The 14,688-nt window shown below is 46.6% G+C and carries 14 protein-coding genes and 1 riboswitch; of the genes, 6 read left to right on the top strand and 8 right to left on the bottom strand.

The annotated features are described in order from the left end of the window. From R7Q47_RS19445 to R7Q47_RS19435, 3 genes are all read left to right on the top strand, one after another. Window positions 1–742, top strand: a 742-nt coding sequence (locus R7Q47_RS19445; protein WP_318089337.1) for a TAXI family TRAP transporter solute-binding subunit, incomplete at its 5' end; no start/stop codon positions are given. A 291-nt stretch (window positions 743–1,033) separates the two neighbouring features. Further along, a complete protein-coding gene (locus R7Q47_RS19440; protein ID WP_318089336.1) occupies window positions 1,034–3,613 on the top strand; it encodes a TRAP transporter permease in 2,580 nt (859 codons plus the stop codon). A 45-nt stretch (window positions 3,614–3,658) separates the two neighbouring features. Then, entirely contained in the window at window positions 3,659–4,096 is a 438-nt protein-coding gene (locus R7Q47_RS19435) for a universal stress protein (RefSeq protein ID WP_005379654.1), read from the top strand. 63 nt (window positions 4,097–4,159) lie between these two features. Here the strand turns inward: R7Q47_RS19435 and R7Q47_RS19430 are convergent, their stop codons facing one another. Next, window positions 4,160–5,236: an alkene reductase gene (locus tag R7Q47_RS19430; protein WP_318089334.1), complete on the bottom strand. Its 1,077-nt coding sequence runs from the start codon at window positions 5,234–5,236 to the stop codon at window positions 4,160–4,162. Between the two features lie 92 nt (window positions 5,237–5,328). Between R7Q47_RS19430 and R7Q47_RS19425 the strand changes: the two genes are divergently transcribed. Beyond that, window positions 5,329–6,276 carry a LysR family transcriptional regulator gene (locus R7Q47_RS19425; protein WP_042522435.1) on the top strand — a complete coding sequence of 316 codons (948 nt, stop codon included), beginning with the start codon at window positions 5,329–5,331 and terminating at the stop codon, window positions 6,274–6,276. Window positions 6,277–6,294: 18 nt separating this feature from the next. Here the strand turns inward: R7Q47_RS19425 and thiQ are convergent, their stop codons facing one another. The 5 genes from thiQ to mpl all read right to left on the bottom strand — a co-directional run bounded on the left by thiQ (window position 6,295) and on the right by mpl (window position 11,868). Then, window positions 6,295–6,999 (bottom strand): thiamine ABC transporter ATP-binding protein, encoded by a 705-nt coding sequence (gene thiQ / locus R7Q47_RS19420; RefSeq protein WP_005379648.1) that lies wholly within the window; start codon window positions 6,997–6,999, stop codon window positions 6,295–6,297. Continuing rightward, window positions 6,999–8,585, bottom strand: coding sequence for a thiamine/thiamine pyrophosphate ABC transporter permease ThiP (gene thiP, locus R7Q47_RS19415; protein WP_136976965.1), 1,587 nt, complete (start codon window positions 8,583–8,585; stop codon window positions 6,999–7,001). The genes thiQ and thiP overlap by 1 nt, the downstream gene beginning before the upstream one ends. 41 nt (window positions 8,586–8,626) lie before the next feature. After that, window positions 8,627–9,619 carry a thiamine ABC transporter substrate binding subunit gene (thiB, locus tag R7Q47_RS19410; protein ID WP_136976964.1) on the bottom strand — a complete coding sequence of 331 codons (993 nt, stop codon included), beginning with the start codon at window positions 9,617–9,619 and terminating at the stop codon, window positions 8,627–8,629. 72 nt (window positions 9,620–9,691) lie between these two features. Then, window positions 9,692–9,828, bottom strand: a riboswitch (TPP riboswitch). Window positions 9,829–9,865: 37 nt separating this feature from the next. Then, complete coding sequence (locus tag R7Q47_RS19405) at window positions 9,866–10,504, bottom strand: flavin prenyltransferase UbiX (RefSeq protein ID WP_025768362.1); 639 nt, start codon at window positions 10,502–10,504, stop codon at window positions 9,866–9,868. A gap of 5 nt (window positions 10,505–10,509) precedes the next feature. Then, window positions 10,510–11,868 (bottom strand): UDP-N-acetylmuramate:L-alanyl-gamma-D-glutamyl-meso-diaminopimelate ligase, encoded by a 1,359-nt coding sequence (gene mpl, locus R7Q47_RS19400; RefSeq protein WP_318089333.1) that lies wholly within the window; start codon window positions 11,866–11,868, stop codon window positions 10,510–10,512. A 312-nt stretch (window positions 11,869–12,180) separates the two neighbouring features. On the opposite strand from mpl, the gene fbp reads away from it, so the two are divergent. Both fbp and ppa read left to right on the top strand, forming a co-directional pair. Beyond that, the gene (gene fbp / locus R7Q47_RS19395; protein WP_005383114.1) at window positions 12,181–13,197 is read left to right on the top strand and encodes a class 1 fructose-bisphosphatase; all 1,017 of its coding nucleotides are present in this window, start codon (window positions 12,181–12,183) and stop codon (window positions 13,195–13,197) included. A 127-nt stretch (window positions 13,198–13,324) separates the two neighbouring features. Further along, window positions 13,325–13,855, top strand: a complete 531-nt coding sequence (gene ppa, locus R7Q47_RS19390; protein WP_005379635.1) for an inorganic diphosphatase — start codon at window positions 13,325–13,327, stop codon at window positions 13,853–13,855. A 73-nt stretch (window positions 13,856–13,928) separates the two neighbouring features. Here ppa and R7Q47_RS19385 read toward each other — a convergent pair whose 3' ends face one another. Both R7Q47_RS19385 and R7Q47_RS19380 read right to left on the bottom strand, forming a co-directional pair. Beyond that, complete coding sequence (locus tag R7Q47_RS19385) at window positions 13,929–14,291, bottom strand: DUF2799 domain-containing protein (protein ID WP_005379633.1); 363 nt, start codon at window positions 14,289–14,291, stop codon at window positions 13,929–13,931. Window positions 14,292–14,340: 49 nt separating this feature from the next. Continuing rightward, on the bottom strand, window positions 14,341–14,688 hold the full coding sequence (locus R7Q47_RS19380) for a gamma-glutamylcyclotransferase (RefSeq protein ID WP_033906019.1): 348 nt from the start codon (window positions 14,686–14,688) through the stop codon (window positions 14,341–14,343).

The following is a 14,688-nucleotide window of genomic DNA, read 5'->3' as shown; positions in this document are numbered from 1 at the left end:
CCGTGCAGGCGAATTAGATTTTGGTATCGTGCAATCGGATTGGCAGTACCACGGCTACAACGGTACGAGCAAGTTTGAAGAACAAGGCCCGTACAAGAAGCTACGCGCAATGTTCTCTCTTCATACAGAACCTTTCAACATCATTGCGCGTGCAGATTCAGGTATTGAAAACGTTGAAGACCTGAAAGGTAAGCGCGTAAACATCGGTAACCCAGGCTCTGGTGACCGTGCAACAATGGGCGTTGTCATGGAAGCGATGGGTTGGACAAACGACAGCTTCAAATTGGCGTCTGAGCTAAAAGGCTCTGAACGCTCTCAGGCACTTTGTGATAACAAAATTGACGCCTTCATTTACATGGTCGGCCACCCGAACGGTTCAATCAAAGAAGCAACCACATCATGTGATGCGAAGCTAGTTTCAGCAACAGGCCCTAAAATCGATAAAATTGTTGCCGACAACCCATACTACGCCTTTAGCTCAGTACCGGCTGGTATGTACCGCGGTACAGACAAAGACGTAAACAGCTTTGGTGTTGCAGCAACAATGGTAACGACCTCTGATGTTTCAGACGATGTCGCTTACAACGTGGCAAAAGCTGTGTTTGAAAACTTTGATACCTTCAAGCGTCTACACCCTGCATTCGCAAACTTGAAGAAAGAAGACATGGTGAAAGCTGGTCTTTCTATTCCTCTTCACCCAGGTGCAGAAAAATACTACAAAGAAATGGGTCTAATTAAGTAATTTCCTCAGACTCTACATACAGGCAGGAAAGAATATTTTCTGCCTGTTTGAGCATACAGGTTGTAGCACGTTCTAACTGTATGCTTCATTCGCCAGTTTTCTTCTGAAAACTGCGAGCTCATACCCAAGAAAACTTAAACGCCGCCTAACAGAGTATCCAACAATCAACACTTTGAGTTCAGGCAGCAAAATACTCGAAAGCAAACTTCGCTCCATTCACTACACTGATAGAGGCGAAGTGTGGTTCTCGATAAAAATCAGACAGGACCATCAATAATAAGGAAAAAGTACATGGCGACGAATCAAGCTCCGTCACAAGATGTGCAAGAAATGGTGGCTCAGGCAGACACAGGTGCACGTAGCCCTTCGGGAATGCAAGGACGAATCCTTTGGTTTGTTCCTCTGTGTTGGTCACTATTTCAATTATGGTACGCATCCCCGTTACCATTTATTTTCAATTTTGGCGTACTGAACGACACGGAAGCGCGATCTATCCACCTTACTTTCGCGATCTTTTTGGCTTTCACTGCTTATCCAGCGATGAAGAATTCTCCTCGCGATCATATCCCTCTTGTTGATTGGATACTCGCGTTGGCTGGCAGCTTTTCAGCAGCCTATATATACCTTTTTTATACCGAGCTAGCAGGACGCTCAGGCGCACCGACAACGGTTGATATCGTTGTTGCTGTTATCGGTATGATCCTCCTTTTAGAAGCAACACGCCGAGCTCTTGGTCCACCATTGATGGTCGTGGCTGCTGTTTTCCTTACTTACACCTTTGCAGGCCCTTACATGCCTGACGTTATCGCACACAAAGGGGCAAGCTTGAACAAGGCCATGTCTCACTTGTGGCTAACAACAGAAGGCGTATTTGGGGTTGCGCTAGGTGTTTCTACCTCTTTTGTCTTCTTGTTTGTATTGTTTGGAGCAATGCTGGAACGCGCTGGTGCTGGTGCTTACTTCATTAAAGTTGCCTTCTCGTTACTTGGCCATATGAAAGGTGGTCCAGCTAAAGCGGCCGTTGTTGCATCAGGTTTATCTGGTCTGGTTTCTGGCTCTTCAATCGCAAACGTAGTAACAACTGGCACCTTTACCATTCCACTGATGAAGCGTGTTGGCTTTCCCGGCACAAAAGCGGGTGCGGTAGAGGTAGCGGCTTCAACCAATGGTCAGTTAACACCGCCAATCATGGGTGCAGCAGCATTTTTGATGGTGGAATACGTCGGTATCTCCTACGTTGAGGTGATTAAAGCCGCCCTACTTCCAGCGCTAATCTCTTATATTGCTTTAATTTACATTGTTCACCTTGAAGCGTGCAAAGCAGGCATGACAGGCCTTCCTCGTCGCCACAACCCAACACTAGTACAAAGTCTGCTGTCCTTTACTGGTACAATCTTAGGATTGTGTGTGATCAGCGCATTGGTTTACTACGGAGTGGGTTGGACAAAGGACGTCTTTGGTGATGCCGCGACACCAATTGTTACCGTCGCACTATTAATCGCGTACGTTGGGCTGGTGAAAGTCTCAGCAAATAACGTGCAAGATGGCGCAATTGAGATTGATGCAGAATTAACAGAAGTACCTGATCCTGGCCCAACCGTTAAGTCAGGCTTGCACTACCTACTCCCTATCGTCGTATTAGTTTGGTGTTTGACTGTCGAACGTTTCTCACCTGGCCTTTCGGCATTCTGGGCAACGGTGTTCATGATTTTCATTTTGCTGACTCAACGTCCGTTGATTGCACTGCTGTCAAAGCAAGGTGACATGCTTCAGCAAACCAAAGATGGCTTTGTCGATCTTGCCGAGAGCTTAGTTTCTGGTGCGCGCAATATGATCGGTATCGGCGTTGCAACCGCGGCAGCGGGCACCGTTGTTGGTGTTGTTACACTAACGGGTATCGGCCTAGTGATGACCGACTTCGTCGAGTTTATCTCTGGTGGCAGCATCATTCTTATGCTGCTGTTTACCGCCATCATTAGCTTGGTTCTGGGGATGGGTTTGCCAACAACGGCGAACTACATCGTGGTCTCTACGCTAATGGCGCCGGTTATTGTTACGCTCGGCGCAGCGCATGGCTTGATTATTCCGTTGATAGCGGTGCACTTGTTCGTTTTCTACTTTGGTATTTTGGCCGACGATACCCCACCTGTAGGTCTTGCGGCTTTTGCAGCAGCAGCAATTGCGAAATCAGATCCAATTCGTACTGGTATCCAAGGTTTTACTTACGATATTCGAACCGCTATTTTGCCGTTCATGTTTGTGTTCAATACCCAGCTATTGTTAATGGGGATCGACTCTTGGTGGCATTTGGCACTCACGGTCATCTCATCGATCATTGCAATGCTGATTTTCTCTGCGGCAACTCAAGGGTGGTGGTTCACGCGTAACAAGTGGTGGGAAACAGTCCTATTATTAGTACTGACATTTTCGTTTTTCCGTCCAGGTTTTTGGTGGGACATGCTGTACCCAGCGAAAGTTCTTTCTCCTGGCGTTGAGGTAGCTCAAATCACGGAAACACTAAATGTAGGAGAATCATTGGAGTTACGTGTTGCCGGTGAAAACCTTGAGGGCGACTACATTGAGAAAACGGTTCGTCTTCCATTCGAAGACAGTGCGACAACAGCAGACGCACGTATTTCATCTATGGGTCTGATGCTGACCGAAAGTGACAACAAAATGATTGTCGATATGGTTGAATTTGGTAGTCCAGCAGAGTCCGCAGGTATCGACTTTGATTGGGAAATCAAGTGGGTTATCCAGGATGCAGACCGTCCGATGAAAGAGTGGGTGTTTGTACCATGCTTAATGATTTTGCTGGTGCTTGCAATGAACCAAAAACGTCGTGCTCGTAAGGAACAATTGAGCGCATAACCGATTTGGCCCCGAGGATAAAGGGGCCTTAATGAGAGACATTGAATGTACAAACAAATTCTTGTTCCGGTTGATCTAAATGACCAAGGCTTTTCAGACCGAGCGGTTGAACTAGCGGTTTGGCAGGCAAAGCAAGCAAATGCTCAAATCCATCTTCTGACGGTACTACCTGGTATTCACATGTCGATGGTTGCCACATACTTTCCGAAAGATGCTGCGGCCAAAATGAAGCAAGACGTGAAGCAGCAACTAAAAACTTTCGCTAATGAGCATATTGCTGAAGATGTGGTTTACCAAGTGCATGTTGCTGAAGGCAAGGCCTACGCGACCATTCTTGATTATGCAGAACGTTTAGGCGCTGATCTCATCATTATGCCAAGCCACAAGCGCTCTAAAATCAATAAAGTAATGCTTGGCTCTGTCGCGAGTAAGGTTGTGGAATATTCTCCAATCAATGTGATGGTCGTAAAACCGCAAGGCTAAGTAAATACAGAAACGAAAAAGGACGCTAACATTAGCGTCCTTTTTATATGAAACAAGTAAGGGTTATGCCATCACTGGGTAATCGGTATAACCTTCTGCTCCCCCCAAATAAAAGTGTTCTGGTTTCGCCTCATTAAGAGGTGCATTTTTCTTAAATCGCTCAACTAAATCTGGGTTTGCGATAAAGGGAACGCCAAATGCGACCACATCAACTTTGTTTTCTGCAATTGCTGTTGCCGCTTCTTGTGCACTGTAGCCCACGTTCGCCATTAAGTGACCTTGATAGTTTTCGCGTGCTGGCTTGAGAACATCTGCTTTTTGTACGCCTTTCAGATCCGCACGCATCACGTGCCAATAAGCAAGATCGAAAGAATTAAGTTGCTCTGCTAAGTAACGCACCAAACCAACTGGATCACTGTCTTTCATGTCATTAAATCCATTTAGCGGAGATGTACGCAGACCGACTCTTCCGGGTCCCCACACCTCAACGACTTCTTTCACTATCTCAAGTAAAAATCGAGCACGATTTTCAACCGAGCCACCGTATTCATCGGTACGTAAATTTGAGCCGTCACGAAGGAAGTTATCAATAAGATAACCATTGGCGCCATGTATCTCGACCCCATCAAAGCCGGCTTTCTTGGCGTTTTCTGCACCTTGTTTAAACGCCGCAACAATGGAAGCTATCTCATCCACTTCGAGTGCTCGTGGTACCGTATATGCTTGCTTACCCGAAGGGGTATGGACTAATTCATCACGAATGGCCAATGCGCTCGCCGCTACAGGTGTTTTTCCTTCATTCAGATCAGGATGACAAGCTCGTCCCGCATGCCAAATTTGCAGTACAAACTTACCGCCTCTCTCATGAACCGCATCCGTTACCTTTTTCCAAGCTGCGATTTGCTCTTCGTTGTAAATGCCCGGTTCTGCCATAAAAGCAGACGTACCTTCCATCACCATGGTGCATTCAGCAATGATAAGTCCGGCACTCGCACGTTGAGCGTAGTATTCAACCATAAGGTCATTAGGAATATGGTCTGCGCCAGCACGAGCTCTCGTTAAAGGCGCCATAATAGCACGGTTATCTAATGCTAATTGACCGAGTTCGATAGGAGAAAATAAGTCTACAGAGTTGGACATGTTGTTTACCTCAAATGACAATAACTTGATGGCTAAGGATGAGGTGCCAGACTATAATCAGATTAATATTGAAACAATATGGATAATTGAAAGTGATTGTTCGCAATTTAGAAACAATTGACTTTAGAACGCTTTCTATCTTTGTCACAAGCTGTCGACTACTGAGCTTAACCAAGTGCGCGCTGGAGTTAAACCTACCGAAATCTACTGTTAGTAAAGCCATAACCAAACTCGAACAACACTTTGAAGCCAAACTCCTAGAGCGCACAACCCGAAAGTTAGTGATCACCGAAGCTGGCCAAATGGTTTTAGAGCGTGCTGCAAGCTTAGTTGAGGAATTCCACTCAATTGGCCATGACGTACTGGAGATGGAACAACAGATCCAAGGCCGGCTGCGTATTTCCGCGCCACCAGCGTTGGATGCGTATATGGCGGAACACATCTTTTTGCCATTTTTAAAACAATGGCCAAAAGTACAAATTGCGTTAGAAGCATCGAACGATTTTGTTGATCTGTTTTCACACGGCTTTGATATGGCAATTCGAGTCGGTCAGATAGTTGATGATCGATTGATCGCAAAAAAATTAGGCTATACGACTCGAGTCCTGGCTGCTAGCCCTGAGTATTTAGCTGAGTTCGGCGTACCTGAAACGCCAGAAGACCTGACAAAACACAACTGTTTGAGGTATCAATATGTTTCAGAAATAGGGCCTTGGACGCTGATCTCACACGATAATACCGTCAATGTTTCAATAACCAGTAACTTCTCAAGTACAACTGTAGAAGCAATATTGAAAGGCGCACTTAAAGGACTAGGCATCGCTAACTTACCTGTGCAGAACATGACGCAAGAGCTAGAAAGTGGCACCTTAGTCAGAGTGTTACCGCAATGGCACACGGTACCAATGCCTATTTATTTAGTCTATCGTCCTGGAGCAAACCGCCCACGGCGTGTACAAGCAATGATTGACCATATCATGAGCTTAAGATCTCAATTTGAATTTGGACCTCGGCATGGTTTGTGTTGCGGAGAAGCATAACCTAGCAACTATCAGGCACTAGCATGCTGCTCGGATAAATGCCGCAAGCTTCTCACTAGCATGCTGTTCACTCAATGCAGACATATCACCCGCGGCTTCCACTTTACCATCTGCCACAAACACAAAGTGGCTGGCAATCGCTTTGGCATCGCTTAAATGGTGCGTGACCATCAATACGGTTATTCCCCGCTCTGCTGCGAGTTTTTTTACCAAGCTCAGCATCTCTTCACGCAACACCGGATCAAGCGCCGAGAACGGCTCATCCAATAGCCACATGGGATGAGGCTGAACAAAACAACGCGCTAAGGCAACACGTTGACGCTGGCCACCAGAAAGATGCTCTGGCAAACGGTCGAGGTACTCTGCAACACCAACTTGCTGCGCGGCTTGTTCAATCTGACGATTTTGGTCCACCGTAAGCTTTAGCCCTGGGTGTAAGCCCAAACCGATGTTGTCACGCACCGATAAGTGAGCAAACAAATTGTGCTCTTGGAACAACATAGAGAACGGACGCAGATAAGGCTCTTTACGCACAATGGACTCACCATCAACACAAATATCACCACGGTCAGGATGGATGAATCCTGCCACCAACGCCAGCAAGGTTGACTTCCCTGCCCCACTTGGTCCCATCAGCGATACAATCTGTCCTTGCTCAATCGTTAAGTCAAAACGAAACAGTTCACGTTGGTAGGTGTACTGCACATCATCCAACACTAACATTACGCTCTCTCCTTCGTTTTCAATACTTTCTCAATCAAGGCAAAACAGCCCACACTCAACAACAATAGGGTCACCGATACCACCGCAGCTGCGTCCATCTGATAACTGCCAAGCAACTGGAACAAATACAGAGGTAAGGTACGAAACTCTTGTCCACCAAACAGTGCGATGGCACTTAAATCCCCTATTGCAAACATAAAGCTGATCGCAAACGCATGTGCAAACGGCTTGCGTAGCGCCTGCCACTCCACCACTTTAAACCGTTGCCAGCCACGCATGCCTAAGCTGGCACATACATACTGATACTGTTGTTCAATGTGCAGCATTGGCTGCGCTAGCGTTTTGATCACGTAAGGCAAAGCCATCAAACCGTTCACCAAAATCACGACAAAAAATGCCAAGCTAAAAACATCGGTAAATGCGCGCAGTAGTAAGAATAAACCGGTGCTAATCACCAGACCTGGAGTCACCAAAATAATGGTGCCGATTAACTCTATCTGATCGGCTCGCGTGTTTTTGTACTGCAACCGCCAACGGCGACTGGTCAATAGTATGGACACCCCTGCAGCGACCGCAAGCACGCTAGCGACACAGGCGACTTTGAGGGAGTTCAATAGCGCAAACCAAAAACGCTCATCGGTTAATACTGTCCAAACTTGTTGGTTGATGCCACTCAGTAACACCATCAATAACGGCGGTATTACCAGTAAAAAGGCACCTATGATCCAAAAGCTATCCCAAGCTTTTGACCACCCATGATCCTTCGTTAAATATTGCTGTACCGATGTGCTTCCAGCACTGATAGAAACAGGCCTTGTTAACTTCTGCACTCCAATAGCAAGCAGTCCACATAACAGCATCTGCCACAGCGCCAATAACGCCCCAGCTTGTAAATCAAAATCAAACTTAATCGCTTGGTAAATGGCCAATTCAATGGTGGTGGATTTTGGCCCGCCCCCCAACGCCATTACAGTGGCAAAACTGGTAAAGCACAACATAAACACCAACCCACAAACGTGGGGAAGCTGCTGCCTTAAACGCGGCCATTCTACCCAGCGAAACTTATCCCAATGGCTCATCCCAAGATGCGCGCAAAGCTTATGCTGCTCGGCAGGAATAGACTCCAAGGCTTGCAGAAGCAATCGTGCCGCGTAAGGTAAATTAAAGAACACATGGGCGAGTAAAATGCCGTTCAAACCGTAAATAGAGAATGGCAGTTTAGTGTCGAAACTTTGCAACCACTGCGCCAACAAACCACTGTTGCCATAAATCGCTAACAGCCCAAAAACACCAACCAAAACCGGCAAAACCAGTGTCGATGCAAACAGCTTAAGCAGTAATGATTTACCAATAAATTGGCGACGCGAAAGTGCGTGCGCTACTGGAATGGCAAAGCCAACACTGAGCAATGTGGAAAGAAACGCTTGGTAGAAACTGAACTTGGTGACATGTTGATAGTACGGGTCGCCCCATACCACAGACACATCAAGTGAAGGGGCTTGAACAATCAAAGCACCTAGGGCAGAAATAACAAAGGTCGCGATGATCATCGCGACCCCTAAACCTATTTTTGGAACAGAATTCAAAGGTAAAACCTATCTCATTCAGATGAGGGTGGAAACGTCAGCTAAAACGTCAATGCGCTTTGCCATTCGCGAATCCAAGACTTACGCATTTTTGCCACTTCATCAGCACTAAAGCTCAACGACTTGCTTGGAACACTCAAAGTTTCAAAACCTTTAGGTAACTCAACGTCAGTGACTGGGTACATCCAGTTACCCGTTGGCATCGCCGATTGGAACTCATCACTTAAAATGAAACTCATAAATTGATCAGCAAGTTCTGAATTTTTTGCCCCTTTCACTTTGGCGGCGACTTCAACTTGCATGTAGTGGCCTTCAGCAAAATTCGCCGTCGCAAACTTCGAATCGTTTTCCGCAATTAAGTGGTACGCAGGTGAGGAGGTGTAAGAAAGCACTAAATCGGACTCACCATTGAGGAACATGGAATACGCTTCAGACCAACCTTTCGTGACCGTTACGGTTTTGCTCGCTAGCTTCTGCCACGCTTGCGTCACATCGTCGCCATAAATAGATTTCATCCATAGCATCAAGCCTTGGCCCGGCGTTGAAGTCCGCGGATCTTGGTAAATCACTTTCAGATCGTCGCGCGTTTCCACCAGCTCTTTCATGCTTTTCGGCGGATTAGTCATTTTCTCTTTGTTGTACACAAACGCGAAGTAGCCGTAATCGTACGGTACAAACGTCGTGTCGCTCCAACCGTTTGGTAACACTGTATTGGACGTATCTACATTGTGCTCGGCAAGCAGACCGGTTTTCTTCGCTTCTGCCATCAGATTGTTATCCAAACCTAATACGATGTCCGCTTTGCTATTACCGCCTTCAAGACGAAGACGATTCAGAATCGACACACCATCGTCCAACGCTACGAAGTTAACGTCACAGCCACATTTTGCTTCAAAAGCTTGCTCGATTTTAGGACCCGGCCCCCAATCTGCGGCAAAAGAGTCGTAGGTATAGATGGTTAATGTGTTTTCAGCGGCAAACGCTGAAGTAGAGGTGATTGCAGCTAAGGCAATCAGATTTAGAGTGGGTTTCACTGCTCGCTCTCCATGAGTATTTCAGAGAAATAAGTTGAGCGGCACAGGGTTTGAGGCGGCTATTAAGGACTTCCAATATCCAGACTCAATTCCTACGCCAGCATTATCTGGTTCAGGTAATACGGGTCCCTAGTTAAACACTTAGGTCTCAGCGCCCCAATGCATTGATTGACTCAATGCTAAATGGGTTTGCTCCCCGATGAGTTGGATGGATTGTAAAGGTATTTGAGTGGTTACACAATCAGCTCACGAGCGCTGGTCATAACCCCAACGAGGCACCAAACCTTGCTCAATACCTAAGTGGTCAAGAATTCTCGCCACCATAAAATCCACTAAGTCTTCAATACTCTTTGGCTGATGATAGAAGCCTGGAGCTGCTGGCATGATGGTGACGCCCATTTGCGACAGTTTGTGCATGTTCTCCAGATGTAGCGTTGAAAATGGTGTTTCGCGAACCACGAGCAACAGCTGCCCGCGCTCTTTCATTACCACATCAGCGGCCCGCTCGATCAAGTTATCTGACATACCATGCGCAATCGCTGCAACGCTTCCCGCAGAACATGGGCAAACCACCATTTGCTTGGGTGCAGCAGAACCAGACGCAACCGGCGAGAACCAATCGTCTTTACCGCAAACGGTGATGTTATTTGGATTGCAGTTCAGGTGCTCTACTAATGCTTGCTGCGCCGCTTCTGGGCCACTTGGTAGCTTAAGATTATGCTCGGTTGCCATCACAACACGAGCCGCCGAAGAAATCAGAACGTAGACATGATAATCCGCCGCAACCAAGCATTCTAAAAGACGAAGGCCGTAGGGAGCACCAGAAGCACCCGTTAATGCCAACGTGATGGCTTTTTTATGAGAGGGTTGTGTTTTGTTTTGCATATCAATCAGGCTTTTTGTTTTAACTGCTCAAGAAGTTTTCCGTGAATACCACCAAAGCCACCGTTGCTCATGACTAGAATTTGGTCACCTGGTCGCGCACGTTCGACGATCTTGGCTACAAAGTTATCTATATCCGCATCGACAAACGCTGGCTGTGTGCATTGGTCGGCAATGTCTTGCACAGACCACTCGATATTATCTGGCTGGAACAAGAAGACTTCATCTGCACTGTGTAGTGACTCTGCAAGTGTGTTTTTGTGTACGCCACGCTTCATGGTGGCAGAACGCGGCTCTAACACAGCAAGGATGCGTTTTTCACCTACCTTGTTACGCAAACCACCGACTGTAAGTTCAATTGCCGTTGGGTGATGCGCAAAATCATCGTAAACCGTCACACCTTGTTCTTCACCTTTCAGCTCTAAACGGCGCTTGGTATTGATGAAACGCCCTAATGCTTGGCAAGCAAGATCCGGAGTGACTCCAACATGTCGTGCAGCAGCGATTGCCATCAGCGCATTATCCACATTGTGGTCACCCACCAAATTCCATTCGATGGTACCAACCTTCTCGCCTTGCAACGCAACGTCAAATTTTGAGCCATCAAGCACTAATTTGTGCGCTTGCCAGTCACCATCAACACCTGAAAACTGCTTTTCTGTCCAGCAACCACGCTCTAATACATCCGCTAACGCTTGATCCTGCCTCGGCGCTAAGATCAATCCATTGCCCGGTACAGTTCGCACTAAATGATGGAATTGGCGTTTGATCGCTTCTAGATCATCGAAGATATCAGCATGATCGAACTCAAGGTTATTCATGATTAAAGTGCGAGGATGGTAATGCACAAACTTAGAACGCTTATCGAAAAAAGCACTGTCATATTCGTCCGCTTCAACGACAAAAAACATACTTTCACCCAAACGAGCAGACACTCCGAAGTTACCGAGTACCCCACCGACTAAGAAACCCGGTTGATAACCACAATCTTCAAGTATCCAAGCAAGCATGCTCGACGTGGTCGTTTTCCCATGTGTACCCGATACCGCCAATACCCAACGATCATGCAGCAAAAACTCGTTGAGCCACTGCGGGCCAGAGGTGTAACGCATGTTAGTGTTGAGCACATGCTCGACACAAGGGTTACCACGGCTCATCGCATTACCAATCACCACAAGATCTGGTTGAGGGTCGAGTTGAGACGGGTCAAAGCCTTCAATAATTTCAATACCTTGAGACTCAAGCAGTGTGCTCATTGGCGGATAAACGTTGGCATCAGAACCAGTGACTTTATGTCCTAATTGGCGCGCTAGAATCGCTGCGCCGCCCATAAATGTGCCACAGATACCCAAGATATGAATGTGCATAAGCTAAACCTTGTAATGCGTTTTTTAATGCTTTCATTATCGCGATTACCGCCTGAAAAGCGAGTGACTTTAGCCTTCTTCTTGCAGTCCCTTTCACAAATATGACAAGGTTGAACACAGACTGTACAACCTCTTGCTTACTGATGAATCCCTCAAACAAGTCTACAAATAAATTGAGATCTCAAACAGTTACTTCATTACCATTAAAAAGATCTGCGACTTAAACTTACATCCAGCGCAATCGTTTAACATCCATAAAGAGATGCTCACTTGCGCACTACCCCCAATGAAATGAAAATGTAAGGATTAACCATGTCAGGACTGCGCACCCTAGGCGAGTTCATTGTCGAAAAACAAGCGGATTTCCCCCACGCTAGCGGTGATCTATCATCCCTTTTAGCCTCCATTCGTTTAGCTGCAAAAATCGTTAACCGCGAAATCAACGCAGCGGGTCTCGGTGATATCACTGGTGCTGTAGGCACGGAAAATGTCCAAGGTGAAGATCAGCAAAAGCTCGATGTTTACGCGAACGATAAGTTCAAAGCCGCGCTTGAAGCTCGTGATCAAGTGTGTGGCGTTGCCAGTGAAGAAGAAGACGAAGCAGTTGCGTTCAATAAAGAACTCAACCAAAACGCCAAATATGTAGTACTGATGGACCCACTTGATGGTTCTTCTAACATCGATGTGAACGTCTCTGTTGGTACTATCTTCTCGATTTACCGTCGTGTTTCTCCAATCGGTACTCCACCAACTGAAGAAGACTTCCTACAACCTGGTCACAAGCAAGTGGCTGCGGGCTACGTGATTTACGGCTCCTCCACCATGTTGGTATACACAACTGGTAACGGCGTAAACGGCTTTACTTACGACCCATCTATCGGCAGCTTCTGTCTTTCTCATGAAAACATGATGATTCCTGATGATGGTAAGATCTACTCCATCAACGAAGGTAATTACATTCGTTTCCCTCAAGGGGTGAAGAAGTACATCAAGTACTGCCAAGAAAACGTGCCAGAAGACGGTCGCCCATACACTTCTCGCTACATTGGCTCGCTGGTTGCTGATTTCCACCGCAACCTACTGAAAGGTGGTATCTACCTTTACCCAAGCACACAAAGCCACCCACAAGGCAAGCTACGCCTGCTTTACGAATGTAACCCTATGGCATTCCTCATTGAGCAAGCTGGGGGCATTGCATCGGACGGCGTGAATCGCATTATGGACATCAAGCCTACTGAGTTGCACCAGCGTGTACCTTTCTTTGTGGGTTCGAAGAACATGGTTCGCAAAGTTGAAGAGTTCCTTGAACTGCACCGCGACGAAGAATAATTTCAGACCTTTGTCCAACGCGGCAGGTGTTTACCTGCCGCGTTTTTGTCGCTAAAGTGAAACGCGAATTTATCATCAGATGAAGCCGCTTTTGTGTGACTCATCGTTAATGAAAAGGAATATTCTAATGAGCTTAAACCATGTACCAGCAGGCAAGTCGCTGCCTGAAGATATCTATGTCGTGATCGAAATTCCTGCAAATGCAGATCCAATCAAGTACGAAGTAGATAAAGACTCTGGTGCTGTATTTGTCGACCGTTTCATGTCTGCACCAATGTTCTACCCATGCAACTATGGCTACGTGAACAATACCCTGTCTCTTGATGGCGACCCAGTCGACGTATTGGTACCAACACCATACCCACTCATGCCAGGTTCAGTCATTCGCTGCCGTCCTGTTGGCGTTTTGAAGATGACAGATGAATCGGGTGAAGATGCAAAAGTGTTTGCGGTTCCCCACTCAAAAATCTCGAAAGAGTACGAGCACATCCAAGATGTGGACGATATCCCAGAACTACTGAAAGCGCAGATCACGCAATTCTTTGAGCGTTACAAAGAGCTTGAAGCAGGCAAATGGGTGAAAGTGGATGGTTGGGCAGATGTTGCTGCCGCCAAAGCTGAAATCCTAGAATCTTACGAGCGAGCTCAGAAAAAATAAGCATCACTGCTGATACAAAATTAAAAAGAGCTGCTCTAGGGCAGCTCTTTTGCTTTCATCTTACCTGTGTCAACTAGATAGGTGCGCCTGCTGAAGACATTCGTCCAGCGTCGTAGTCATGTTGAAAGAAGGGGTCAACATCATCACAAATGCCAAAATACGGCCGCCCGATAACACCGAGCATATAAGCACTTTGCTCGCAATACTCTTGCTTGCCTTGCTGGTAACCCGCTTGATAAGCCATTATCAGTTCTGCCGTCGCATGGTTAACATCATCCAGCTTCGCAATTCGCTCCTCAGATAACTCCCGTAATCCATCTAAAGCTGACTGCTTACCAAACACTTGCCAATCGGTCACATTATTCGAAGTCGGTAGTGTTGTTTGTGCGCATGCAGCAAGAAGCAACGCCATTGATCCAATTACGAATGTTTTCATCGTGACTCCTTAGTGTTTAGCTCGTTGCTATTGATAATGTCAGTATAGCTCACACCTTTTGACACCAATCTCCGGAAGCGATTTCTTCGGTTAATTGCTCAGTATCTTGATATAAGTAGATCCAAGCTTGGCCAAACGGCGTAACGATGCTCTCTCGGCGATATTCCACTGGCACATCTTCTAACCTATCTAGCTCGGATAAGGTTTCATCATCAATCAGATACACTTCACCTTGAATCGAGCGTTGCCCATCAGACAACGCTGGATAAGGGCCTAAGTCATACATTGCAAATTGAGCATCCGTTTCATGTAAACCAAGAAACTGCGCCGAGCGCAAATACTGATGGTTGTACTCTCCCTTGCGTAACGTGCCGTAGACAAAAATCAAATGCTGCAT

It is taken from the genome of Vibrio sp. Vb0349 (assembly GCF_033338975.1).
Note: the sequence above shows the minus strand (reverse complement) of the source record. Positions and strands in the feature narration are given on the sequence as shown.

Excerpts from the sequence above, each read along its gene's own strand:
- R7Q47_RS19440 (WP_318089336.1), top strand. The coding sequence starts at position 1,034 with ATGGCGACGAATCAAGCTCCGTCACAAGATGTGCAAGAAATGGTGGCT.
- R7Q47_RS19435 (WP_005379654.1), top strand. The coding sequence starts at position 3,659 with ATGTACAAACAAATTCTTGTTCCGGTTGATCTAAATGACCAAGGCTTT.
- R7Q47_RS19430 (WP_318089334.1), bottom strand. The coding sequence starts at position 5,236 with ATGTCCAACTCTGTAGACTTATTTTCTCCTATCGAACTCGGTCAATTA.
- thiQ (WP_005379648.1), bottom strand. The coding sequence starts at position 6,999 with ATGTTAGTGTTGGATGATGTGCAGTACACCTACCAACGTGAACTGTTT.
- R7Q47_RS19405 (WP_025768362.1), bottom strand. The coding sequence starts at position 10,504 with ATGCAAAACAAAACACAACCCTCTCATAAAAAAGCCATCACGTTGGCA.
- mpl (WP_318089333.1), bottom strand. The coding sequence starts at position 11,868 with ATGCACATTCATATCTTGGGTATCTGTGGCACATTTATGGGCGGCGCA.
- fbp (WP_005383114.1), top strand. The coding sequence starts at position 12,181 with ATGTCAGGACTGCGCACCCTAGGCGAGTTCATTGTCGAAAAACAAGCG.
- ppa (WP_005379635.1), top strand. The coding sequence starts at position 13,325 with ATGAGCTTAAACCATGTACCAGCAGGCAAGTCGCTGCCTGAAGATATC.
- R7Q47_RS19385 (WP_005379633.1), bottom strand. The coding sequence starts at position 14,291 with ATGAAAACATTCGTAATTGGATCAATGGCGTTGCTTCTTGCTGCATGC.
- R7Q47_RS19380 (WP_033906019.1), bottom strand. The coding sequence starts at position 14,688 with ATGCAGCATTTGATTTTTGTCTACGGCACGTTACGCAAGGGAGAGTAC.